Annotated in this window: 21 protein-coding genes; 7 read left to right on the forward strand and 14 right to left on the reverse strand. The window is 31.0% G+C overall.

Translation table 11 applies throughout. The features are described 5' to 3' along the window. The first annotated feature begins 43 nt into the window (after positions 1-43). The 6 genes from BTO16_RS02090 (at position 44) to ftsY (ending at position 4,551) form a co-directional block, all read left to right on the forward strand. Positions 44-652: a fumarylacetoacetate hydrolase family protein gene (locus tag BTO16_RS02090; RefSeq protein ID WP_105020014.1), complete on the forward strand. Its 609-nt coding sequence runs from the start codon at positions 44-46 to the stop codon at positions 650-652. Between the two features lie 330 nt (positions 653-982). Further along, positions 983-2,224: a competence/damage-inducible protein A gene (locus BTO16_RS02100; protein WP_105020016.1), complete on the forward strand. Its 1,242-nt coding sequence runs from the start codon at positions 983-985 to the stop codon at positions 2,222-2,224. A 430-nt stretch (positions 2,225-2,654) separates the two neighbouring features. Further along, positions 2,655-2,894: a 50S ribosomal protein L28 gene (gene rpmB / locus BTO16_RS02110; RefSeq protein ID WP_091892271.1), complete on the forward strand. Its 240-nt coding sequence runs from the start codon at positions 2,655-2,657 to the stop codon at positions 2,892-2,894. A gap of 26 nt (positions 2,895-2,920) precedes the next feature. Next, positions 2,921-3,103, forward strand: a complete 183-nt coding sequence (gene rpmG / locus BTO16_RS02115) for a 50S ribosomal protein L33 (protein WP_104809583.1) — start codon at positions 2,921-2,923, stop codon at positions 3,101-3,103. A gap of 52 nt (positions 3,104-3,155) precedes the next feature. Further along, a complete protein-coding gene (locus BTO16_RS02120; RefSeq protein WP_105020018.1) occupies positions 3,156-3,308 on the forward strand; it encodes a DUF4295 domain-containing protein in 153 nt (50 codons plus the stop codon). A gap of 289 nt (positions 3,309-3,597) precedes the next feature. After that, the gene (ftsY, locus tag BTO16_RS02125; protein ID WP_105020019.1) at positions 3,598-4,551 is read left to right on the forward strand and encodes a signal recognition particle-docking protein FtsY; all 954 of its coding nucleotides are present in this window, start codon (positions 3,598-3,600) and stop codon (positions 4,549-4,551) included. Positions 4,552-4,782: 231 nt separating this feature from the next. On the opposite strand, the gene BTO16_RS02130 is transcribed toward ftsY, so the two are convergent. The 7 genes from BTO16_RS02130 to BTO16_RS02160 all read right to left on the reverse strand — a co-directional run bounded on the left by BTO16_RS02130 (position 4,783) and on the right by BTO16_RS02160 (position 13,935). Further along, positions 4,783-6,081, reverse strand: a complete 1,299-nt coding sequence (locus tag BTO16_RS02130) for a cytosine permease (protein WP_105020020.1) — start codon at positions 6,079-6,081, stop codon at positions 4,783-4,785. Positions 6,082-6,119: 38 nt separating this feature from the next. Beyond that, the gene (locus BTO16_RS02135; protein ID WP_105020021.1) at positions 6,120-6,431 is read right to left on the reverse strand and encodes a cupin domain-containing protein; all 312 of its coding nucleotides are present in this window, start codon (positions 6,429-6,431) and stop codon (positions 6,120-6,122) included. A gap of 15 nt (positions 6,432-6,446) precedes the next feature. Further along, a complete protein-coding gene (locus tag BTO16_RS02140) occupies positions 6,447-8,126 on the reverse strand; it encodes a hydantoinase B/oxoprolinase family protein (RefSeq protein ID WP_105020022.1) in 1,680 nt (559 codons plus the stop codon). Between the two features lie 2 nt (positions 8,127-8,128). Then, entirely contained in the window at positions 8,129-10,189 is a 2,061-nt protein-coding gene (locus tag BTO16_RS02145) for a hydantoinase/oxoprolinase family protein (RefSeq protein WP_105020023.1), read from the reverse strand. A 223-nt stretch (positions 10,190-10,412) separates the two neighbouring features. Further along, positions 10,413-11,414, reverse strand: coding sequence for a zinc-dependent alcohol dehydrogenase family protein (locus BTO16_RS02150; RefSeq protein WP_105020024.1), 1,002 nt, complete (start codon positions 11,412-11,414; stop codon positions 10,413-10,415). Between the two features lie 120 nt (positions 11,415-11,534). Further along, entirely contained in the window at positions 11,535-13,091 is a 1,557-nt protein-coding gene (locus tag BTO16_RS02155) for a TonB-dependent receptor (RefSeq protein WP_105020025.1), read from the reverse strand. Positions 13,092-13,122: 31 nt separating this feature from the next. Then, the gene (locus BTO16_RS02160; RefSeq protein ID WP_105020026.1) at positions 13,123-13,935 is read right to left on the reverse strand and encodes a TonB-dependent receptor plug domain-containing protein; all 813 of its coding nucleotides are present in this window, start codon (positions 13,933-13,935) and stop codon (positions 13,123-13,125) included. A gap of 141 nt (positions 13,936-14,076) precedes the next feature. On the opposite strand from BTO16_RS02160, the gene BTO16_RS02165 reads away from it, so the two are divergent. Beyond that, positions 14,077-15,390, forward strand: a complete 1,314-nt coding sequence (locus BTO16_RS02165) for a hypothetical protein (protein WP_105020027.1) — start codon at positions 14,077-14,079, stop codon at positions 15,388-15,390. A 194-nt stretch (positions 15,391-15,584) separates the two neighbouring features. Here BTO16_RS02165 and BTO16_RS02170 read toward each other — a convergent pair whose 3' ends face one another. From BTO16_RS02170 to BTO16_RS02200, 7 genes are all read right to left on the reverse strand, one after another. Next, positions 15,585-16,529, reverse strand: coding sequence for a TerC/Alx family metal homeostasis membrane protein (locus tag BTO16_RS02170; protein ID WP_105020028.1), 945 nt, complete (start codon positions 16,527-16,529; stop codon positions 15,585-15,587). A 25-nt stretch (positions 16,530-16,554) separates the two neighbouring features. Next, the gene (locus tag BTO16_RS02175) at positions 16,555-17,232 is read right to left on the reverse strand and encodes a VTT domain-containing protein (RefSeq protein WP_105020029.1); all 678 of its coding nucleotides are present in this window, start codon (positions 17,230-17,232) and stop codon (positions 16,555-16,557) included. 262 nt (positions 17,233-17,494) lie between these two features. Beyond that, positions 17,495-19,429, reverse strand: coding sequence for a KUP/HAK/KT family potassium transporter (locus tag BTO16_RS02180; protein ID WP_105020030.1), 1,935 nt, complete (start codon positions 19,427-19,429; stop codon positions 17,495-17,497). A gap of 32 nt (positions 19,430-19,461) precedes the next feature. Next, positions 19,462-19,965 carry a hypothetical protein gene (locus BTO16_RS02185; RefSeq protein WP_146105327.1) on the reverse strand — a complete coding sequence of 168 codons (504 nt, stop codon included), beginning with the start codon at positions 19,963-19,965 and terminating at the stop codon, positions 19,462-19,464. Between the two features lie 88 nt (positions 19,966-20,053). Then, a complete protein-coding gene (locus BTO16_RS02190; RefSeq protein WP_105020032.1) occupies positions 20,054-20,401 on the reverse strand; it encodes a hypothetical protein in 348 nt (115 codons plus the stop codon). Between the two features lie 193 nt (positions 20,402-20,594). Further along, positions 20,595-21,623 (reverse strand): glycoside hydrolase family 26 protein, encoded by a 1,029-nt coding sequence (locus BTO16_RS02195; RefSeq protein ID WP_105021475.1) that lies wholly within the window; start codon positions 21,621-21,623, stop codon positions 20,595-20,597. A 143-nt stretch (positions 21,624-21,766) separates the two neighbouring features. Then, complete coding sequence (locus tag BTO16_RS02200; RefSeq protein ID WP_105020033.1) at positions 21,767-23,026, reverse strand: NAD(P)/FAD-dependent oxidoreductase; 1,260 nt, start codon at positions 23,024-23,026, stop codon at positions 21,767-21,769. Positions 23,027-23,033: the final 7 nt, after the last annotated feature.

Here is a 23,033-nt window from a genome sequence, read left to right on the forward strand (position 1 = left end):
ATCAACTTTAATTTTTGAATCATTTAATTCTCAATAAAAAGGAATGAAAATAATTTGTATTGGGCGCAATTACGCAAAACATATAGAAGAGTTAGCGAACGAAAAACCAGAAAACCCTGTTGTTTTTTTGAAGCCAGATTCTGCAATTTTACCAAAAAAGAATCCATTTTTTATTCCGCCTTTTTCTAATAATGTTCATTATGAAGTAGAGGTTTTAATTAAGATTAATAAAGTTGGTAAATACATTGATGCAAAATTTGCACATAAATATTATGATGAAATTGGTTTAGGAATCGATTTTACAGCAAGAGATGTGCAAGACGCGTGTAAAGAAAAAGGGTTGCCTTGGGAAAAAGCAAAGGCTTTTGATGGAAGTGCCGTTGTGGGTGAATTTTATCCAAAAGAACAATTCGATTTAGAGAATTTACAATTTCAATTGTTTAAGAACGATGAAATTGTTCAGGATGGTAACACCAATGCAATGTTGTGGAAAACCGATGAATTGATTGCTTATGTTTCTCAATATTTTACTTTAAAAAAGGGAGATATTATTTTTACAGGAACGCCTGCAGGCGTTGGAAAAATTTTAGAGAATGATACTTTAAAAGGAGTTATTGAAGGAAAAGAGGCATTTAATATTAGAGTGAAATAAACGAGAATTAAATAATTGGGATATTTAGGTTGCATATTTCTTTTTTACGTGGGTTTTTATTTTTTTAGACTTGCAGAAAATCATGAAAAGAATAAATGGTTATTTGGTTTTTTAGGAATCATTATTTTCGCAGTCGCATATTTCACGTATGTTCTTTTTTGTAAGTTTTTTAATTCAGAAGAGTTTAATGTAGATAATCTGCCAGCAATAGGTATGAAAGCATTTTTTATCGGTTTATTTTTTCTGGTTATTATATTTCATTTATTAAATTTTGTTTGGAGTAAAAAAAAGAAGGTAAAGGTTGATTCAATAGATAAAATAGGAGAATAGATGAAAGCAGAAATTATAACCATTGGAGATGAGATTTTAATAGGTCAGATTGTTGATACAAATTCACAGTGGATAGGAATTGAATTGAATAAGATTGGGGTTTCTGTGTATCAGATTTCTTCAATTCAGGATGATAAACAACACATTTTAAATGCGTTAAAAGAAGCGCAAGAAAGAGTAGATATTGTTATTCTAACAGGAGGCCTAGGACCAACAAAAGATGATATCACAAAAAAAACCATTGCAGAATTCTTTCATGATGATGAAATTGTTGAATATCCAGAAGTTTTAGAACACATTAAAGGATTGTTTAGAAAAATAAACCATCCGTTTAAAGAAGTGCAGCGTTTTCAAGCGCAATTGCCATCCAAAGCAACTTTATTAATGAATAATTTTGGGACAGCACCAGGAATGTGGTTTTATGAAAATAACACAGTCTTTGTGTCACTTCCCGGAGTTCCTTATGAAATGAAAGGGTTAATTACTAATCAGGTTTTACCAAGAATTCAGCAACAATTTAAATTGCCATTTATTATTCATAAAACAATTATGACGTATGGACAAGGCGAAAGTACGATTGCAGAAAGAATAGAAGATTTTGAGAATAATTTACCAGCTTATATAAAGTTAGCGTACTTGCCCTCGTTTGGTAAAGTGCGTTTAAGATTATCCGCCAAAGGCGAAAACAAAGAAATTCTTGAAAAGGAGTTAAACGAAAAAGTTGCTGCAATTTATCAACTAATTCCAGAAATTATTACAGGTTTAGATGATGATCGTTCTTTAGAAAAAAGAGTAGGAGAGTTGTTGCAAAAGAATAACAAGACAATTTGTACAGCAGAAAGCATTACAGGTGGTAAAATAGCTGCAACAATTGTCTCTATAGAAGGTTCATCAGCCTATTACAAAGGCAGTTTTGTAACCTATTCTGCCGCAACAAAAACAAGTTTGTTAGGCGTTTTGCCAGCAACGATTCAAGAACATTCTGTTGTAAGTAAAGAGGTTGCTTTAGAAATGGCAAAAGGTGCAAAAGAAAGATTGCAAACTAATTATGCAATTGCAGTTACAGGAAACGCAGGCCCAACAACAGATCATAATGATAAAAGTGTTGGTTTGGTGTATATTGCTTTTGTATCCGATGAAAAAGAGTTCGTTGAGGAATTTAATTTTGGGCAACCAAGAGAAAAAGTGATTAATAGAACCGTTAGTAAAGCGCTAGAAATAGTGTACAGAGAATTGATGTAATCTGCTTTTACAACCCATTTATTTTGTTCTAAATTAGAATAAGTGAGCTAAAAATGAATGGTAGTAGTCTATAATTATTTATTATTAGTTGGTATTTTGGTTTTTAAATATGGCTCTATTTTTACCAAATTATAAACAGTTTAGAACTTTTGGAAAACTATATTACTTTTTTAAGATTTCAGGTTTTTTAAAAACGAGCCTGAAAAACAAGGGTTTAAAAGTTCTAGTAATTTTAGAAATCTATTTATTACCAGGTCTTTTTAGAGTTTGTTTATCTAAAAAGCATCAGAAAAAAAGGCCTTTTTGATATCGATGAAACATTATTACAAAAGAAAAGTAAAAAATTTATAAAATTGTTTTGTTCATAATTAGAATTAATTGTAAATTTGCACCTCGTTTAGAGATAACACTATAAAATACTGTCAAGATAATGTCTAGAGTTTGTGAATTAACAGGAAAAAAAGCAATGGTTGGGAACAATGTTTCTCATGCTATGAATAGAACAAAAAGAACATTTGACGCTAACTTAATGACCAAGCGTTTTTATATTCCAGAAGAAGATAAGTGGATTACATTAAAGATATCTGCTTCAGCTTTAAAAAATATTAACAAGAAAGGAATTTCTGCAGTTATTAAAGAAGCAAAAGCTAACGGATTTTTAACAAAATAATCTAAAGCTAGTAAAAACATACAGAGATGGCAAAAAAAGGAAACAGAGTTCAGGTAATTTTAGAATGTACAGAGCATAAAGCTTCAGGAGAAAGAGGTACTTCTAGATATATTACTACTAAGAACAAAAAGAACACTCCAGATAGAATGGAAATTAAAAAATTCAATCCTATCTTAAAAAAAGTGACTGTTCACAAAGAAATTAAATAATTAAAACATCTAGAACTCAGAAATGAGCATATAGATTAAAAACATTTAGACAATGGCAAAAAAAACAGTTGCATCGTTACAAACTTCATCTAAAAGATTAAGTAAAGCTATCAAAATGGTGAAATCTCCAAAATCAGGAGCTTACACATTTGTAGAATCGATCATGGAACCAGAAAAAGTAGATGCCTTTTTAGCAAAAAAGTAATATTTACTACATAAAATATTTAAAGCTACTTTCTAATTTAGAAAGTAGCTTTTTTTATGGGTTATAATTACGTATTTTTGAGCGTTACCTAAAGGTCGGGCTTTACGCTAAATCTTTTTTTAATTAAAACCTGCTAAGGCAGATTTTTTAATCAAAAAAAGGATATCGCTTCAATCCCTAACGCCAGTTGTTTGCTAATAAAAAGTAAATCTGACAAATTGACGACAATTTAAGGTGGCACAATATTAGACAGCTAAAAAGTATTAACTAAAAACTAGCAACTCGAATTATGAGTTTTTTTAAAAATATATTTTCAAAAGAAAAAAAAGAAACCTTAGATAAAGGGTTAGAAAAATCTAAAGAAAGTTTCTTTGGCAAACTATCAAAAGCAGTCGTTGGAAAATCTAAAGTAGATGAAGATGTTTTAGATAGTTTAGAAGAGATTTTGGTGGCATCAGATGTTGGTGTAAATACAACGCTTAAAATTATAACAAGAATAGAAGAAAGAGTAGCCAAAGATAAATATGTAGGCACAGACGAGTTAAATACAATTCTTAGAGAAGAAATTGCCGGACTTTTATCTGAAACAAATATTGGTAATGAAACTGATTTTACTATTCCTGCAGATAAAAAACCTTACGTAATAATGGTTGTTGGTGTTAACGGAGTTGGTAAAACCACTACCATTGGTAAATTAGCAAGTCAGTTTAAAAAACAAGGATTAAAGGTTATTTTAGGAGCAGCAGATACTTTTAGAGCTGCAGCAATAGATCAATTACAGGTTTGGGCAGACAGAACAGATGTGCCAATTGTGCGCCAAGAAATGGGTTCTGATCCTGCTTCTGTAGCTTTTGATACTTTAAAATCTGCAGTAACGCAAAATGCAGATGTTGTAATTATTGATACTGCAGGTCGTTTGCATAATAAAGTTAATTTAATGAACGAATTAACAAAGATAAAACGTGTAATGCAAAAAGTTGTAGCAGATGCACCACATGAGGTTTTATTAGTTTTAGATGGTTCTACAGGTCAGAATGCATTTGAGCAAGCAAAACAATTTACATTAGCAACAGAAGTTACTTCTTTAGCAGTTACTAAATTAGACGGAACAGCTAAAGGCGGAGTCGTCATCGGTATTTCTGATCAATTTAAAATTCCTGTAAAATATATCGGAGTAGGAGAAGGTATAGACGATTTGCAAGTGTTTAATAAACACGAATTTGTAGATTCCTTTTTTAAGTAAATACAGTAGTTTTAAAACATAAAAAAACTCCTTTTTAATGAGTTTTTTTTATGTTTTAAAATAAAGTTTTGCTAAAGTTTAATATTTCTAAGATATGCAAGTGTACTGTATTTAGCGTTATAACTTCTATGCAGTAAAATTTTTAGCTAGTTTATTAATAATCAATTTTATAAAAAACGAATGCTATCTATTTTAGCCTTTAGTTTTAAAGCTTATATAATTTATATATCATCAAATAGTTACTTCATTTTTTTTACTTTTTAGCCAGTTATTTAGAAGAACATAAACGGTTCCTGAAACTAGTAATGATTGAACTGCAGGGATTCCTACAGAATATTGATATTGCGTTAAATAACCAACTAACAGACCCACGAGTACACTTATTGTTGCCAACCAATTCCATGATTGATCTGTTGTAAAAGCTGTTTTGTTCACAAAAAAGTAGTGACTCATAATGACTCCTGCAATTACAGGAATTACTAGCGCTAATGCATATAAGAAATTAATAAATTGATCCATAATACCTATTAGTGCTAATATAATTCCGAGTACTGCAAATAGCAGTGTCATCATTTTTCTGCTTTTGTCGTCCTTCAGGTTAAACATATTGCAAAGTACTAGACCTCCTGTATAATTACTCACCAATTGACTGGTCCACGTAGCAACCCATAAAACCACGAATCCCCAAGCTGGAAAACCTAATTCTTGCATTACTTCTACAATATCTGCATTACCAGAACCCATAGACATAATACCACCTACTAAAAACAACGGAAAACCAACGATTATGATGCCTAACGGAATCAAAATATTATCTTTCCATTTTGGCTTTGCAAATCGAGTGTAATCTGGAGCAATAAGCCATTGGGCAACATTTATGCCAATCACTAGATTAATAGCTTCTACAAAAGACATGTTTCCTTCTGGACTCCAGGATGCTATTTTTTCCCATCCTAAATTGTTAATAGATAAATAAAGTGCCACAGTAACTAATAGTAATCCGGCAGGAATAGCTATATAATCTACCCATTTTATAGAACCATAGCCCAATATGGATGGAATTGCAAAAAGGAAACCGATAAGTGCAGTACTTAAAATGCATAAAAACAAATCATCCTGTTTGCTGATTCCTAGTAAAGCGATAAAAGCATCTGCTGCAACAGAAGTTTGAATTGCCCACCAACCTAAAGTTAACATCAAAATAACAATACCTACAACAACTCTAGCCTGTTCTTTTCCAAAACTTAAAGCGGCCAAAGCTGATGAAGTTAAGCCTGATTTTGCTCCTATATACCCTTGTATAGCATTCCCAATCCATTGAAAAAATACGAGACCTACTATTAAAATCCCTATGATTTCGAGTAAACTAAAGTTTGCAATTAAAATGCCTCCTATTAAAAGTACAGGAATACAAAACTCGAGTCCGCCAAAAATAATAGCTGGAACATACCAAGGTTGACGTTCAGTTACTGGCACAGCTGAAAAAGCTGAATCTTTATTTTTTTGTGAATTTTTAGAAATATTTTCCATTGGTTTTATACTTTAATACTTAATATTGAAATTATACTTTAGTCTTCCTTAAACAAAAAGAATAGAATTTCACTTTTCTCTAACGTTTCTGTTTTACGAATTTCATCTTTATTTAAATAAATTAAATCTCCTGCATTCATGATTTTTTCATTTCCATCTTTTGTAAATACCTTCAACTTTCCAGAAATTAAATAGCTTATTTCATGCGAATCAAGTGTCTTAAAATCAAGTTTTTGCCCTTTTTTTAAAACTACGGAACCACAATCTACAGCGATTCCTTTTTCTTGCTTTTGAATGATGTATTTTAAATAACAATCATTTTCTGGATAACTTAATTTTATAACTTCCATCTCTTTTTGGTTTTGTTATGCTTTACCAATTTTAGGATAATGCTCTAAAGCTTGCGCTGTTGTAATAAAGCCATTTTTAATATCTTTTTCTATCTTCTCAATAGGTCGGTTTTTAGGATCTCCATAGCCACCACCTGTTGCAGTTACTAGCTTTACTCGATCGCCTTTATTGAGCTTTACATTTGTAACAACATTGTAGGTTTCTTCAGTACCATCGGTTCTTATTACTGTAAAATAATTATAACTGCCTTCTTTTCCGTCAAAAAGCCCCCAAGTAGGAATTGAATACCCTAAAAATGCACCCGTTAAATATGCTTCATCAGATAAAATTTTAAAGGTTAAATATTGTCCATTTCCGCCTTGAAATTCTCCGTAACCACCACCTTCATTATGAAAAGCATATTCTTCTACAACAACGCCATATTTTCTTTCTCGAGTTTCTGCAGGAATGTTATAAGATTCTCCATGTGCATATGAAAATTGTCCACGATTTCCATCGTGCGTAGCACAACCTCCCCAACCTCCAGAAAGCGGTTCTGCCTGAACGTAAAACTCATTAGTTACGGGATGAATTCCAGAAATATACGTTACACATACCGATCTAAAATGACCTGCTGGTAATTTATCTGGAACCACAGGGCCTAACGTTTTTAGCAACAAATCGATGGCAGCTAAAAAAACTTCATAATAAACAGAAATTGGCGCGGGTGCCTCTGCACTTACGATTGTCTTTTCTGGACAAATTAATTTTACGTGCTTAAAAGAGCCGTTATTTGCGGGTAATGTTGGTGTGGTTATCGATTTAAAAGCCGCTCTAACAGCGGTTTCTAATCCTGTTCTTGATAAATTTAAAGGCCCTTTTAATTGTTGATGAGATCCTGTAAAATCGCAAATCATGTTTTCATCTGAAATTGTTATTTTTAATTTCAGAGGAAAAGGACCGTTGCCAAAACCGTCATTCTCTATCCAACCTGTGTTTTCATACTCACCATTCGGAATTTTTTTCAACTCTTGTAAACTAATACGCTCGCCATAATCCATAAATTCTTCCGCAGCTTGTTTATATGCTTCTAAACCGTATTTGTCAATTAATTTTACAATTCTTTCGGCTCCTACATCATTTGCAGCAATGCCCGAAAATAAATCTCCTAACGTACTTTTTGGAAGTCTAACATTTGCTTCTAACATTTTAATAAGCGCTGAATTTAATTTGCCTTCCTCTTTAATTTTAACAAAAGGGAAATGCAAACCTTCTTGATAAATTTCAGTAGACACTGTTGATACAGAACCTGGGTTTGTTCCGCCAATATCTGTCCAATGTGCTTTGTTTACTGTAAAAGCAACACGCTCTCCTTTATAAAAAACAGGTGTAATTAACGCAATGTCTGATAAATGTGTTCCGCCACCTGCATAAGGCGTGTTGGCGATAATAACATCTCCTTCTTTTATTGGGTCCTCATTGTCAAACCGTTCTAATGTTTCTTCTACCACAAGACTCATTGCTGCTAAAAAGGTAATTACTCCGTTACCTTGCGCTAACAATCGTCCTTCGCCATCGGTAATACCCACTGCATAATCTAATGCCTCGTATATTATAGGACTCATACTGGTTCTCTGAATTGTTTCAAACATTGCTTCACCAATAGAAATTAATGAATCTTGAATGATATCTGATGTGAATTTATTTAAGCTCATAATTATTTTGTTTTGCTAATGATAATGTTTGCATACGCATCAATTGAAAATTGATGATTAGGTGGTACAACTGTGGATGTAGATTGTTCTACAATGATTGCCGGTCCTTCTATGGTCATTCCAGGCTCTAATTTAGTGCGATCATAAAAATTAGCCTCATGAATGCCTGCCTCATCAAAATCTACAGCTTCTTTAACAATTAAAGCATCTGCGATTGTGTTACCTTTTGATGTAACCTTGGCAATAATTGGCTTATTTACGATAACCTCTGCCACCAAGTGATAATTCACAATTTCAATTGTTGTATTTTTTAAACTAAACGCGTAACGCTTTTTATGTAATTGATGAAAATTATTCTCGATTTCATCCATTTTTAAATCATCTAAATTAGGAATACCCAATTTTACCGAATGTTCTTGACCATTGTAACGCAGGTCTAAATAATACTCAAATTTGATGTCTTCTTTTAAATAAGAATCTCTTTCGTAGGCTTTCACGGCCTCATTCTTCATTTCTTGAAAAACAGCTTTCAACGTAGAGAATTTATCTTCATTCAAGTCCATTACATCGGTTCGAATGTAATCTCTTCTTAAATCTGACATTAGCATTCCGAAAGCAGAAAATACGCCTGCATTAAGAGGTATAATTACTTCTGGCATTTGCAGTTCTTGCGCTAAATAAGCGCCATGCATGGGTCCGCCACCACCAATAACAACTAATGTGAAATCTCTTGGATCGTAGCCTTTATTTACAGAAACACTTTTTAATGCATTGATCATATTAGAGTTAGCCACACGAATTACACCACGTGCAACCTCTTGCATCGTCATATCTAATGTTTCACAAAGTGGTTTTGCCGCTTTTTCTATGCTATTGAAGTCTGGTTTTAATTCACCTCCTAAGAAGTAGTCTTTATGTATGCGGTTGCAAACAACATTTGCATCTGTTGTTGTAAAATGAGTACCTCCTTGTCCATAAGACGAAGGGCCTGGATTTGCAGCTGCACTTTTTGGGCCAACACGCATCTTACCACCATCATCTAACCAAGCAATACTTCCGCCGCCATTTCCTATTTCTACAATATCAATAACTGGAGTTAGTATCGGGAATCCGGCTTGGGTTTTTGTTTTTTCAATATTGTAAGTAGTTACAATTTTTGGTGTTCCGTTTTCAATCAAAGAACATTTTGCTGTTGTACCACCAATATCTAAAACTAATAAATTTTCTTTACCAATTGTTTTACCTAATACTACTGCGCCTAGGATACCACTTGCAGGTCCAGATTCAATAAGCGTAATAGGGTTTGCCTTTACATCATCTACCGTGGTAATGCCACCATTAGATTGCATAATATAAAGATCATTTTTATATCCCAACTTTTGTAAATGATGCGTTAAGTTATTTAAGTATTTGGTGGCTAATGGTTTTACATAAGCAGAAAGCACTGTAGAACTCGTACGCTCATATTCTCTCCATTCTCTTGTAACTTCATAGGATGAGATAACTTCGAATTGTGGATATTTAGTACGAATATAATTCGCTAATTTTTCTTCATGAATAGGATTTTTGTAGCCATGTAAAAAACAAATTGCAATTGCTTCTACTCCTTCTTTTATAAATTCTACAATATGTTTATCTACGGTAGTTTCATCAATTGGTGTAATAATTTCCCCTAAATAATTGATGCGTTCTTTAACTTCTTGTCTTAAATATCGCTCTACAAAGGGTGCTTCCTTTTTAAAGTTAAAGTTATATAAATCGGGTCTTGTTCCTCTTGCAATTTCTAAAACATCTCGAAAACCTTCTGTTGTAATTAATGCTGTTTTTGCTCCTTTTCTTTCTGTTATTGCGTTGATTACAACGGTAGTGCCGTGTGCAAAAAAATCAATAGTACTAAGGTCTAGATTTATTTTATCGATAGCGTTGAGAATTCCTTTCTCAAATTCGCCTGGAGTGGTACTTGCCTTTGATACCTCTACATTTTTAACCTCTTTGTTTTTTTGATCGTAATCGAAAAACACAAGATCTGTAAAAGTTCCTCCAATATCTGTTGCTACTCTCATATCTTTTATTATTTATTATTGAAATTCCATTTTGAAAAATAGCGAAGTTTTAAATTCAAAAACTTATCTAAACTTGCCGGCTTAAGGCAAATTAATCCCGCTAGATGCTGAAACAAGTTCAGTATTATAAGCGGGATTTTTGATTTAACACCTCTAACACTCTTCGTCAAAATAGTAAAAAAGTATTCTTATTTGATACTACAATGAGCCCATCTCGCGGTATTTATTTACTTACGCGAACTACAATTTTTCCTATCTGCTGATTAGAAAGCATATATTCATACGCTTTTTTGTAATCTTTGAAATCAAAAACTTTGCTCACCACTGGTTTGATTGCTCCTGTTTTAATTCTTTCTAAAATATAAGCTTTACATTCATTCAATTTATTGATATCTTCTACATGATTGAATTGAGAATATGCATCCATAATTGCTTTTTTACGAATTAAAGGAACCAATGGGTATAGTGTTGGATTCGGATCTAATAATCCGTAAATAATAATCACTGCACCCATTGATAATGAGTCTAAATATTCGTTACAAAAGTTTCCTGCTACTGGGTCATACACGAAACTAACGCCTTTTCCACCCGTTATTTCTGCCAATCTGTTTTCAACAGACTCCTCGTTTGTGATGACAAGATTATGGATGCCTAATTTTTTTAACTCCTCTTTTTTAGCACTTGACCTTGTAGATCCAATAGCATTGGCACCAGCATCTCTTGCCAATTCAAAACAACCATAGCCAGCGGAGCTAGAAATAGGAGGGATAAAAATAAAATCGTCTTTTTTTACGCTACCTACATGAAATAAAGCAAAATATGCGGTAGAATATTGCATCCAAATAGAACAAGCTTCTTCTGTAGTTAAATTTTCTGGCGCTTTTGACAAATAATCTTGTGGTACTGTAGCATATTCACCTTGCACACCATATTTATCTGTATTTAAAGGTATAGAAGTAACCCTATCACCTACCTTAAAATCAGTTACTTTAGCACCTATTTTAATAACTTCACCTGTTGCTTCTGAACCAATACGTGCAGGAAAAGTAGGCAACGTAGTATGCGCACCTTGATAATGAAGCACATCTGCTCTATTTATAGCAAATGCATCGACTCTGAATAATACTTCATCGTTTACTGGGTCTTCTAGCGTTACATTGTCCATTTTTAAAACGTCTAGCTGTCCTGTTTCATGAAACTGTAAAATGTTACAATTGATTTTCATAATTTGTTATTTTAAGTGTTGATTATTATTTAATTTTTGCGTCAGTAATCCTGCCTTCCTATCTAATTATTGATAAGAAGAAAAATTAATTATTAAATTTTTGTAATTAGTTTTCTAGATTTAGAAAGTATAGGATAGATCTATCCCAATGGTTGTAGGTGTATTTGGAAACCTTAAGTTGTTAAAACCAAATTCTGCTGTTGGAAAAAACTCTGTATTAAACTTGGTGTTTAAAATATTATTAGCCCAAAGGTTGATTCCTATTTTATCAAATTTTAGATTTATTCTTGCATTTACCAGCGTGTATGGATCTTGTTTGTACTCTTCTAAAGGATCCCAATATTGTGTTCCTCTACTATCAACATTTAAATGAAATCCTAATTTTGATTTTTCTCCTAATTCAAAATTAGCATTTGCACCTAGTTGAATTGTACTTTTTATGGTGAATGGTGATGTATTTCCGCTAACATCTACATCTTCATGGGTTTCATAATCAAATGCAGCCGCGTTGGTTAATCTGTTGTACGTTCCTTTTTTTATCTCACCATCATTAAGACCTAAACTTGCAAAGAAATCTAGATTATTAGTTGCTCTAAATTTTATTTCTGATTCAAATCCTGAAATTTTAGATTCATCAAAGTTATAAATTCCCAATACCGCTGGTGTTACAGGAATAAAAGTGTATTGTTGCTGATTTTGAAAATCGATATAATAAAATGAGTTATTAAAAATAATTCTGTTATTTAAAAAGCTTGTTTTTAAACCTATTTCATAATTATTTGTAAACTCTGCTTTGTACGTTTTATCAAATTTTACAGTAGTATCAGAATTAAATCCTCCACTTCTATAACCACGTCCGTAATTTGCATACCCCATTGTGTTTTCTGAAAATTGATAAGATATTGAAAATTTAGGTTGCCAAACAGTGATGTCGTTTTCTTGAGAAGTATTAGAGATACGAGATTCATTTGTTAGTTTATCATAATCTACTCTAACTCCTGCAGAAAGCGTGAATTTAGAAGATAATTTAAAATCTAAAAAACCAAAACCTGCCAAGGTTGCAATAGAATTATCATCATCGTTTCCTACTAATGGATCTTTACTATAATTTGCATTTTCAGCAGAAGCATCTACAAATCCGCCTTCATAATAGGTTTTATTTAAAAATGTTGAAGTGTTTAAATAACGCTTACTATTCTGATACAGTGTACCAAAAGTATAATTGATTTTAGAATTTTCATTCTCTTTTGATGTTACTCTAATTTCTTGACTAAATGTATCAGAATCTGCTTGTTGTGATACTTTACTAAAAGCATACTGTGTATAATCATTTTCACCTATGTAATATCTTTTAGTAGCATTATAGGAAGTAACTGACTGTATTTTCATTTTATTCAATGAACCTTCAAGCTTAAAACTACTCAACGAATTCGAAAGATCTGAATCTCCTAAAATATCACCAAATGGCTCACTCGAATAGTCATTATCTGCTAGTGGCGGTCCTGCAACAAAAATATCAGTTTTAGTTACATAATAGTTTCCACCTGCATCTACATTAAAATTATCTTGAACAAAAGTTGCAGACCATCTTGGGTTAAATCTATATTTCAGTTTTGCTCTTACATTGTATTCTTTTGAAAAATCTACGTTTTGGTTTAAAAAAGTATTGTTAATCAACCCATCAAAAGAATTATAATGACCGGTAACACTATAAAAAAAATTTACTTTTTACCAAAGCACCAGAAGAAGAAAGTCCTGCTCCAAACATTCCGCCGTTACCAGATGATAGCATAACTTTGGTCTTATTTTTATTTGTTGGCTCTTTTGTAGTAATATTAATAGCGCCTGCAATTGCATTTTTACCGTACAATGTTCCTTGAGGTCCTTTTACAAATTCTAATAATTCAATATCATATAAAGACATATTCATAGCACTTGCATCTGGCAAAGTCATTCCGTCTATAACAACAGCCACAGGAGATTCTGCATTTCTAATTTGCGAAATTCCTCTTACGGTTAAGAAGTTAACGCCAGGTTGTTGTGCTTCGTTAAAAGTTACATTTGATATTTGAGAAGTAAATGATTGAATATTATTAATACCACTTAACTCAATTGTTTCTGCATTTACAGCTACTGTGGTTTCTGGAAGACTTTGAATAGCTTGCGCCCTTACCCGTGCTTTACTAGCTACTGACGAAAACCCTTTAATAGTAATAGAGCCCAATTGATTCGATGCTTCTAATAGTGTAATAAACAAATTATTGCTTGTTATTTGAACTGTTTTAGTCTCAAATCCTAAATAAGAAACGACTAACTCGTTCGTCGCTTTAGGTACAGAAATAATAAAATCCCCGTTAAAATCAGAAGTAACTCCGTTGTTTGAATTGTTTTTTTCGATGATAGTAGCTCCAGGCAATGGGTTTCCTGTTTTGTCTAAAATTTTACCTCCTATATCTTTATTTGTTTGTCCAAAAATGAACAGGGAGCTACTGCATAAAATGCAAAGAAATAAATATTTCATTATCAAGTATTTAAAATTAGTTAAACAAATCTAAAAATATATTATTATTAATTCCATCATTCCTGTTAATTTAATGTTATTCCTTAAAAATAGGAATTTAATAGGAATACTTGTATTTTTGAATACCTAAAAGATACAACAATGAATGTAAGAGGAATTCAACTTTCAAATGGTTTTATAGAAAGCCTTCACAATGAGTTATTAGTAACTTTCTCCAAACATTATGGGGTAGAATTAAAAACGTTGACTGTATTTCAGTTGTATGGCTTTGGTAATTTCAATGAGAAAGAACCTAACTTAAAAGGATTTATAATTGAAAAAACCACAAAATGGATTAACGGCAAATATATTTATAATAAAGTTAGAGAAGTACAAAAAGGAAACAGTAAGAATGTAAAAATGAGAAGGGATTACTTATCGCTGCTAATTATTGCCGCAGGATATGACAATTACAAACAATATTTAAAGGAATCTCTATACATTAGCGATGCTACTCGAGAAGCAGAAGGCGGAAATATTGAAGATGATTCAACCAATGAAAATGCGCTTTACTATGTTGGATATTATGTAGAAAACGAACAATATTTTATAAAGAGTAAGTTTACCATTCATAAAATGAAAACAGTTTCTTGGGAAATTTTATATTGGGAAAGAAATTCGAAACCTATTTTTTATACCTATTATGGAAAATGTGTGCCAACAGGAGAAAGTGCATTGTCTTTTTACTTTAATAAAGAAAACTCTAGTTTAAACAAAGAGTGTTTTGTGAACTTATTTTATGGCAATAATATGCAATCTAAACCAATTTTGTTGGGCGCTTATTGTGGTTTTAATAGAAATAACGGACCCGTTATAGGTAAATTAATTTTAGAACAAGTTAATGATAAAGAAACACAAGATATAAAAGTGAGATCTACTGAAGTAAATCCTATTTTTCACCACTATTTATATTCACAACGAATGGAGGTAGAAAACATTTTACCGCATAAAGATTCTGATCTCTCTGTTTCTGTGAATCGTTTAGAAATTGTAAACTTTTTAATTGGAGACTATTTTGGATTCTACCTTGATGAAAATAATTACTTAATTCCTATCAACTTTATAGTGCACAATGACCTTGGCGAGTTAACTTTAAAAATCAATAATAAAAGTTTTAAAGGAATCGGTAGAATTAATAAAACAGAAAACTATTTAATTTCTGAATTTTCAGAAAAAAACAATTCGTATTCTCAGTTTTCTATTCAAATAAAACCTTTAGAAAAAGATTTGTTTAAAAGTTACATATTAGTGTATTCTGGAGCAGATGTTTTAAGCGGAAAAGTTTTATTATGGAAAAATAATAGTGCTTTAGAGGCATTGTTAGAGGCTAATAAAGGATTTTATTTAAATATTAGTGACGTAGATGCAACTATTGAGAAGAAAATTGAACAGTATCTTAAGGAGAAAGTCATTTAAAAATAGCAGTTTACTATCATTTGTCTTTTATAAAAGGTTTAAAATTGGATTTTTTAAAATTAAGTCTTTAATACTTTTTTTCATAAGATGAACTACAACGGCAATTACTTTAGCACCTAAATTTAATAAGAAATAATTGCAGTAATTTTTCTAAATAGTTGAAGAAACAGTACTAATTATAAATTTAATTGTGTCTAATTTTTTTCTGATTTTACTTTAAGAGTTGATATGTAAATACCAATAGAAAGCGAAACTCCAATAAATAAAAGTGAAAACCATTCAGGAATTTTTAGCAAGCCAGCTGTCATTAATTTAATAGAGACAAATACAAGAATGGCAAAAATACTGTATTTTAAGTAGGTGAATTTATCGAGCATATTTGACAAGAAAAAGTAAAGAGATCTTAAACCCATGATGGCAAATATGTTTGAACTATATACAATAAAAGGGTCTGTGGTTACTGCAAAAATTGCAGGAATGCTGTCTAGTGCAAAAAGTAAATCTGTAAATTCGATAGTTATTAATGCACCAAAAAGTGCCGTAAAAACAGTTCTACCATTTACTTTAGCAATGTATTTGCCGCCGTGTAATTCTTTACTGAATCTAAATAATTTCATGATTCCTTTTGGTTCTTTTTCTACTTCTTGTTCTGGCTCTTTTTTTAACATTTTTAGAGCTGTAAATAATAAAAATAAACCAAAAATAATACTCATTCCGTGAATTTTATCTAATAAGATCAATCCAACACTAATTAAAATTGCACGAAATATAATTGCCCCAAGAATTCCAAGAAATAATAATTTATGTTGATATTGACTCGGAATTTTAAAAGAAGTAAAGATAATAGCAATTACAAAAAGGTTGTCAACACTTAAAGAAAGTTCAATAATATAGCCTGTTAAGTATTTAATTACTGCTTCAGTTGGTTGTAGGTTATTTAAGTTTTCTGTCAGATTATTATCGTAAAACCAATATATAAGACCAGAAAAGATGAGTGCATTGGTAATAAAGAAAATAGTTTCAAAAACAGCTCTTTTTACAGAGGTTACGCGATTTTTTTTATGTAAAATAAAAAAATCAATTAGTAAAAGTGCAAGTAAGTAAGATATTAATACAATCCAAGGGGTCATTTTTTCCATAAAACTCTATAGCAGTTTTGTTAATTTATTTTTTGATCTTCTTGCAGTTTATTCTAATAATTTCAATAAATATTGGTAAAACAGATAGTAGCATAATTACTAATATCATAGCTTCAAAATTATTTTTCACAAAGGTTAGATTTCCAAAAAAGTAACCTAGAAAAACCAAACTAAAAACCCACACAAATGCTCCAATTATATTAAAGCGAGCAAATTTTGCATAAGGCATTTCTGCAATTCCTGCCACAAAAGGCGCAAAAGTTCTAATAATAGGTAAAAAACGTGCAATAATGATTGTTTTAGGACCATGAAGCGTATAAAATTCATTGGTCTTTATAATGTATTTTGGATTCACGATTGATTTATTCCTAATTTTCCAATTCAGCACTTTTAGACCTATATGTTTACCAAGATAATAATTTAAACCATCACCAATAATTGCAGCTATGAGCAATAGAATAAGTGTTAAAACGAGATTCAACTCCGCTGTTTCTCCCAAATCATTTTTAACACCTGCGCAAAAAGTACCAGCAGTAAATAATAGAGCATCTCCTGGTAAAAAAGCCATAACTAAGAGTCCTGTCTCCAAAAATACGATTAAAAAGAGAATGGCATAAATCCAAATTCCATACTCTAAAACCAATTCAAAAAGGTGTTTATCTAGATTTAGGAAAAAATTTCCAAAAATATTTATAATTTCCAAAGTAGGGTTCTGTTTAGTGTTTTTAGGCTTAAATTATTTTTTAATATTGCTACTAAGTAGTTTCTTTAATCAATTTTTAAAACGGATTCTTTAAGTAGTACATATTTTTTATCTATAGATTTTTGTAAAAAAAGAAGGATAAAATAAAAACGATTCTGTTAATTTTTTAAATTCCAAAACCTTTTTTATTTTAACCCTTAAAAATCTATTTTAATATTTTTTTAGACTTTATAACTTCAGTAAAAAATATAGTTGATATTATTTATATCCTTTTTATTAATAAATCATTATTAATTTTTGAAACATTTATAGGTATTTTTTCTTCCACAATATTTGCTGATTCTAGCCCAAAGTCTGAAATGATTGTTAAACCACTCGATTTTAAGATGCGATAGAGTTTTATGGTGAATATATCTATTAGTGATAATTCATTTTCTGATGCCGCTCGTGAGTTTATTAAAACGTATTTAAAATCTGTTGGAATCTTATAATCAATCAAGCTTTTAAAAGCACTTTCGGGTATTATCTCTCCCGAATCAATTAAATCTTGATAAATTTTCTTGATAAAATAATCGATTAAGTGCGGTTCCTTAAATCCTAAATTTAAGGTAACAAAAAAGGCTCTTTTTGGTATAAGCGTTTCAATTTCATAGGCAATTTCGTGAGGCATATCAGTAATATTTAAATGTAAAAACCAATATACTTTTGCCTTTTTAGGTTGCATGTAAAATAAGGAATGTACGATGGTTCTATCAATTAAATTAGCATTAGAAGATCTTGTTGGATATACAATATTAGTGGCGTAAAAAGGAATCTGAATATCATCCTGAATACTAATTAGCATCGGCTTAATGTCTACCATTTGTTGATATTCGGCAAATTTGCTTCTTAATCTTTTAGCTTTGTTATAAAATAGCAGTAATAAAAAGAAAAATGACGCCAGCAAAAGTGTAAACCATCCACCGTGAGGAATTTTATTAAGATTTGATATTAAAAAAGTGAATTCTATACTAAAAAAAACAATTACAAAAAAAGCATATATTCTTTTCAATTTTCGTTTTCTAATCCTTAACAAAAAGCCCAACAAAATACTTGTCATAATCATATCTATGGTAATTGCTAGTCCATAAGCAGCTTCCATATTCGACGCTTTTTTGAAAATAAAAATTACTAATAAACATCCAAAGAGTAAAAAATAATTAATTGCAGGTATATAAATTTGACCTTTGTGAGTTGAAGGATACTTAACTTTTAAATTAGTCCATAGTTTAAGTTTAATAGCTTCATTTACTAAGGTGAAAATTCCTGTAATTAATGCCTGACTAGCAATGATTGTAGATAATGTTGCAATACCTATTACGTAATATAAAAATCCATCTGGCACAGTTGCATAAAATACCGAGTCTACACTGCCTTTTCCTTGCATTGATAAACAAAAAGCAGCTTGTCCAAAATAGTTAAGCAACAACATACTTAAAACAAAAGTCCACGCAATTCGTATATTCTTTTTACCGCAATGACCAAGATCAGAATATAATGCTTCTGCTCCTGTACTACATAAAAATACTGCACCTAAAACCCAAATAGCTTTTGGGTAATTATATAAAAACGAAAAGGCATACACAGGATTTATTGCTTTTAGAACTTCTGGGTTTTTTATTAGCTGTAGCGCGCCCAAGGTTCCTAAAGTTAAAAACCAAATAAGCATTACTGGGCCAAAAAAGCCGCCAATTTTTTTAGTTCCAAACTGCTGAATTAAAAACAAACCAATTACAATAGCAACTACAATTGGTAAAGTTGAAATGTCTGGATAAATTAAACTTAATCCCTCAACCGCCGAAGAAATAGAAATTGCAGGTGTTATAAAACCATCACTAATTAATGTGGCACAGCCAATCAATGCAGGATAAATAATCCATTTCGACTTTGTTCTGCGCAATAATGCATACAGCGCAAAAATACCTCCTTCGCCGTGGTTGTCTGCATTTAAAGCTAAGTAAATATATTTAAATGTTGCTATAATTAATAGCGTCCAAAAAATGCAAGATAAACTTCCAAGCACCAATACTTCATCAAAAGTGTTACCTTGGGTAATGGCTGTAAAAACATAAAGAGGTGAGGTTCCTATATCGCCAAAAACAATTCCTAATGTTACTAAAAGTGACATTATTGATACTTTATTTAGGTTTTCTTGCATTTTTTATAGTTAAATTGAATTAAGTTGCACCTTTATTTTAAAGCTGCTTTTAGTTTATTTTGTTGAATTAATTTCTGCCATTTTTCAGCACGTTCTATTTCTGAATCTTGTGTAAATTCACTATTTACATCATATAAATTAAGCGTACTAATTTTGTCTTTCTTTAAAAACATCAATTCTAAATTTAAAGATTGCAATTCAGTATGCATTTTATTTTCTCTTTTAACATCTCTTGTTTTTTTATTAATTTGACAGCCTTTTATCTGGTTTAAATCTATTTTTAAAAGCGATACTTCTTCGTTTATCAACTGCATAAAAACTAGTATATTTTGATAATCGTCAAAGCCAATAAAATTATTATGCCATTGCTCTGTTTCACTCAGAGAAACGTTTTCATTTCTTATGGTATTTTTAAATAATTTTTCTTTTTTTGTGGTATTATTTTTTCCTATAAATATGAAATAAATACATGGTAAAACACAGAATAAGGTAGTGATTGTGTAAATCACAGACATTGATATTTTTATTGCAAGCATAGTGTAAGTTTTTTATTGATTTAACTGCATTAACTTTCTGTTCTCGAAAATTGAGAACACTTTTTAGTAAAAAATAGGAAGTACTTTTTTACGTAAAAAAATGAAAAGGAAAAAGGATAATTTTTGATGTTAGTTTTAAAGGAATCCTATTTCCAATCGCTAAATAAACAAGTTTATAATTGTAAGTTTCGGCAACGGGTTGCTTTAGTTTATTTTCTAAATAGTTATTTGGAATTTTAGATGTTTTTCCAGACCAATTAGCACTGTTTATTTCTAAATGTGCATCAACAATTAATGCTTGATGATTAATGTTGTTAGACAAATTTTTAATTTCTGTTTTGCGATCAAAAGTTGAGGTAGCTTCATTTAATTGAAGTGATGAGGTAAAAGAAAGCCACAAAATAAGGCTAAAAATAAAACACTTAAAGTAAAGCATTTATAAATAATTTGAGTACAAATGTATGTTAATAAATTCATTCATAATTAGATTTTTTTTCAAAAATTTTAAGAATATTTTTTGAACCATTTATTGCTGCGAGTTGTTGAAATAAAATGATTAGAAAATAGCTTAATTTAGTAGGGTTAGACAATTTATCTCTTGAAATTCATCAACATATAAAAGCTACTATTTAATCTTTCTGCTCTAAATGAGACCACAACTTAGGGGTGGATTTTAGATATCTGGGATTTGCTATTTCTTCTAACCATTTTTTTGTAATAAACTCACTTTTTTGAATGCGAGAATCTACGTGTTTAAACAAGTCGTTATTTTTCCACATTGGCTGTTCTGGCCAGTTTACATTGATGTAAGAAAATGCTTTGATAACATCTTTATTGTCATTTAAAGTTTTAATAAAAGGCACAAACCATTGTTCCCAGGCTTGTTTTGCTTGCGCAGGATTTGAAAGAAACGTATCCAAGAATTGTGAACCATTAAAAAGAATAGGAGCTGCTTCTGCAATAAATACGGGTTTATGATGTTTTCTAGCAAAGGTTAGCATTTCTTCGTCTGTGTTTATGAAATAAGAATAGGCACACCAATCAACCAAATCATCACCAGGATACCATTCTTCCAAAATTTTTTGATCAGAACCTGTTCCTTTAGATTGCCAAACAAAAGCAATATTGGTTACTTTCATTTCGGCAAACATGGCATGAATGCGTTTCCAAGAAGCCAAATAGTCTTTTTTGTTATAATTATTCCAATCCCAACCATCAAACTCATAACCAATCCGAAGAAAAACAGGCCTTTTTATACTTTTAATCCATTCGCCAAGTTCTTTTATTAAAGAATCGTGTTTGCCATTTGCTACTTTTTTTTCGTTACCAACTAAAGATAAACCAATGGCAATAATGCTATGTTTAAAAGCTGCATTATCCACATAACATTGCATGCAACTGTCTTCTGCGCCCCAATTTGCAATCGTTTTAATGCCGTCATTTCCTTTTTGCAGATATCCGTAAGATTCAGTTCCTTTTGCAAAACCGGTGTATAAAGTAATGCCGGCAGGAATCTCAAAATGGTCGCAATATCCATCAGAATAATTTTCAAGACCGCCAATAGCTTTTAAATCTTGACCAATAAAAAATAGACATTCGCCGTTTTTAGGCTCAAATTTAGCGCTAGTGGATACTGTTTTAAGAGAAGTATTTTGCATATTTTGTTTAACTGATGCGCAACTATAAATTATAAAAATAATTGCAAAGTTTATTAAATGTTGATGTTTTGTGTTTTTCAAATTTCTGTTCAATTTATATAATTACCCAATTAAAACTATAGAAAGAAAATTTTTGTAACCTTTTACAACTGTCCATCACTTTTAAGGTTATTAATTAAGTTCATAATTTTAGGATTTTCATATTTCAATGGATGAAAATATTCAGCATAACTAGGCAAATCAATACTTTTTAAAATATGGTTAGCACATAATTCTCCAGCAGCACAAGCGCTCATTGTTCCGTAACCTGCAAGTGCGCCAACAACAAAAACGTTTTTCTCTTTGGTTGGCCCAATAATTGGCCAATTTTCTTTTGTTCTAGTGTAATAACCAGCATATTCTATAATTGGCGTAGGAATATCTTCTTCATAAGCAGCTAACTCTGGAATAAACCGACTGGCACCTTTTAAAACTGCTTGCGGAAATAAATCGAAATTTTTAGGATGCCATTCTGGTATTTCACTTTCTGTTTGAAAAGCCCAGCCGAGTTTTATGCCTTCAGTTTCTGGTTTTATATGCAAACCTCCAGGAAACTCCTGCAATAACCAATGTAACTTTTCATCCGAAGAAAAAAAAGCGATTTCGTCTTTTGACCAATTTAGCTTTTGAGAATCTGCATAAATGGTAAAAGGCATATTTTTTGGGATGATGTTTTTAGGATCTGGAATGATAAATTTTCTTTGTAACGTATTTATAACAGGAAAATGTAAATCTAACATGTTTGCAATAGTATTGATAAAAGGACCGGAAGAAATTACAATTTTAGAGGCATTTAGGGTTTCTTTAGAAGCTAAATTTACCTTATAATCGCCATTAATTTTACTGATTGATAAAACTTCTGATTGTATAAATTGAAGTCCCATTTTTTTAGCTTCACGTAATAGTAAATTACCTAAATCGTACACATCAATTTTACCTGCATTTTTTATTTTTATAATTTTTGCTATCTTTTTATCTAAATAAGGATAGTCTCTTTGGATGATTGCCGTGTCATCAATTTTTTCTAAAAGGGCTTTAGATTTGTCATTTGATTCTATGTCAAAAATAGGGTTTTCTTTGTGATGACTTATAAAATTATAACCAGATTCTATCATTTTAAAAGAGTCTGAGCCATATTTTAGTCTTAAGTCTTTCATCAATAAAATGCTGCGGCTTACAAAATTCTGCATGCATTCTTGTGGCCAATAATCTCTGTAATTTTCGCCAGATTTACTTGTTGTAAATGATAAAGGTTGATTTTTATCAACTAAAACAACCTTCGATTTACAATTGTTTTTAAGTAAATAGTAAGCTGTCGAAATGCCCGCAATTCCTGCTCCGCAGATAACAATAGAAGTAGCCATATAAATA

Source organism: Polaribacter glomeratus, assembly GCF_002954665.1.
GTDB lineage: Bacteria > Bacteroidota > Bacteroidia > Flavobacteriales > Flavobacteriaceae > Polaribacter > Polaribacter glomeratus.

Coding starts and splice junctions, on each gene's coding strand:
- BTO16_RS02090 (WP_105020014.1), top strand. CDS start 44: ATGAAAATAATTTGTATTGGGCGCAATTACGCAAAACATATAGAAGAG.
- BTO16_RS02100 (WP_105020016.1), top strand. CDS start 983: ATGAAAGCAGAAATTATAACCATTGGAGATGAGATTTTAATAGGTCAG.
- rpmB (WP_091892271.1), top strand. CDS start 2,655: ATGTCTAGAGTTTGTGAATTAACAGGAAAAAAAGCAATGGTTGGGAAC.
- rpmG (WP_104809583.1), top strand. CDS start 2,921: ATGGCAAAAAAAGGAAACAGAGTTCAGGTAATTTTAGAATGTACAGAG.
- BTO16_RS02120 (WP_105020018.1), top strand. CDS start 3,156: ATGGCAAAAAAAACAGTTGCATCGTTACAAACTTCATCTAAAAGATTA.
- ftsY (WP_105020019.1), top strand. CDS start 3,598: ATGAGTTTTTTTAAAAATATATTTTCAAAAGAAAAAAAAGAAACCTTA.
- BTO16_RS02130 (WP_105020020.1), bottom strand. CDS start 6,081: ATGGAAAATATTTCTAAAAATTCACAAAAAAATAAAGATTCAGCTTTT.
- BTO16_RS02135 (WP_105020021.1), bottom strand. CDS start 6,431: ATGGAAGTTATAAAATTAAGTTATCCAGAAAATGATTGTTATTTAAAA.
- BTO16_RS02140 (WP_105020022.1), bottom strand. CDS start 8,126: ATGAGCTTAAATAAATTCACATCAGATATCATTCAAGATTCATTAATT.
- BTO16_RS02145 (WP_105020023.1), bottom strand. CDS start 10,189: ATGAGAGTAGCAACAGATATTGGAGGAACTTTTACAGATCTTGTGTTT.
- BTO16_RS02150 (WP_105020024.1), bottom strand. CDS start 11,414: ATGAAAATCAATTGTAACATTTTACAGTTTCATGAAACAGGACAGCTA.
- BTO16_RS02160 (WP_105020026.1), bottom strand. CDS start 13,935: ATGAAATATTTATTTCTTTGCATTTTATGCAGTAGCTCCCTGTTCATT.
- BTO16_RS02165 (WP_105020027.1), top strand. CDS start 14,077: ATGAATGTAAGAGGAATTCAACTTTCAAATGGTTTTATAGAAAGCCTT.
- BTO16_RS02170 (WP_105020028.1), bottom strand. CDS start 16,529: ATGGAAAAAATGACCCCTTGGATTGTATTAATATCTTACTTACTTGCA.
- BTO16_RS02180 (WP_105020030.1), bottom strand. CDS start 19,429: ATGCAAGAAAACCTAAATAAAGTATCAATAATGTCACTTTTAGTAACA.
- BTO16_RS02185 (WP_146105327.1), bottom strand. CDS start 19,965: ATGCTTGCAATAAAAATATCAATGTCTGTGATTTACACAATCACTACC.
- BTO16_RS02190 (WP_105020032.1), bottom strand. CDS start 20,401: ATGCTTTACTTTAAGTGTTTTATTTTTAGCCTTATTTTGTGGCTTTCT.
- BTO16_RS02195 (WP_105021475.1), bottom strand. CDS start 21,623: ATGCAAAATACTTCTCTTAAAACAGTATCCACTAGCGCTAAATTTGAG.
- BTO16_RS02200 (WP_105020033.1), bottom strand. CDS start 23,026: ATGGCTACTTCTATTGTTATCTGCGGAGCAGGAATTGCGGGCATTTCG.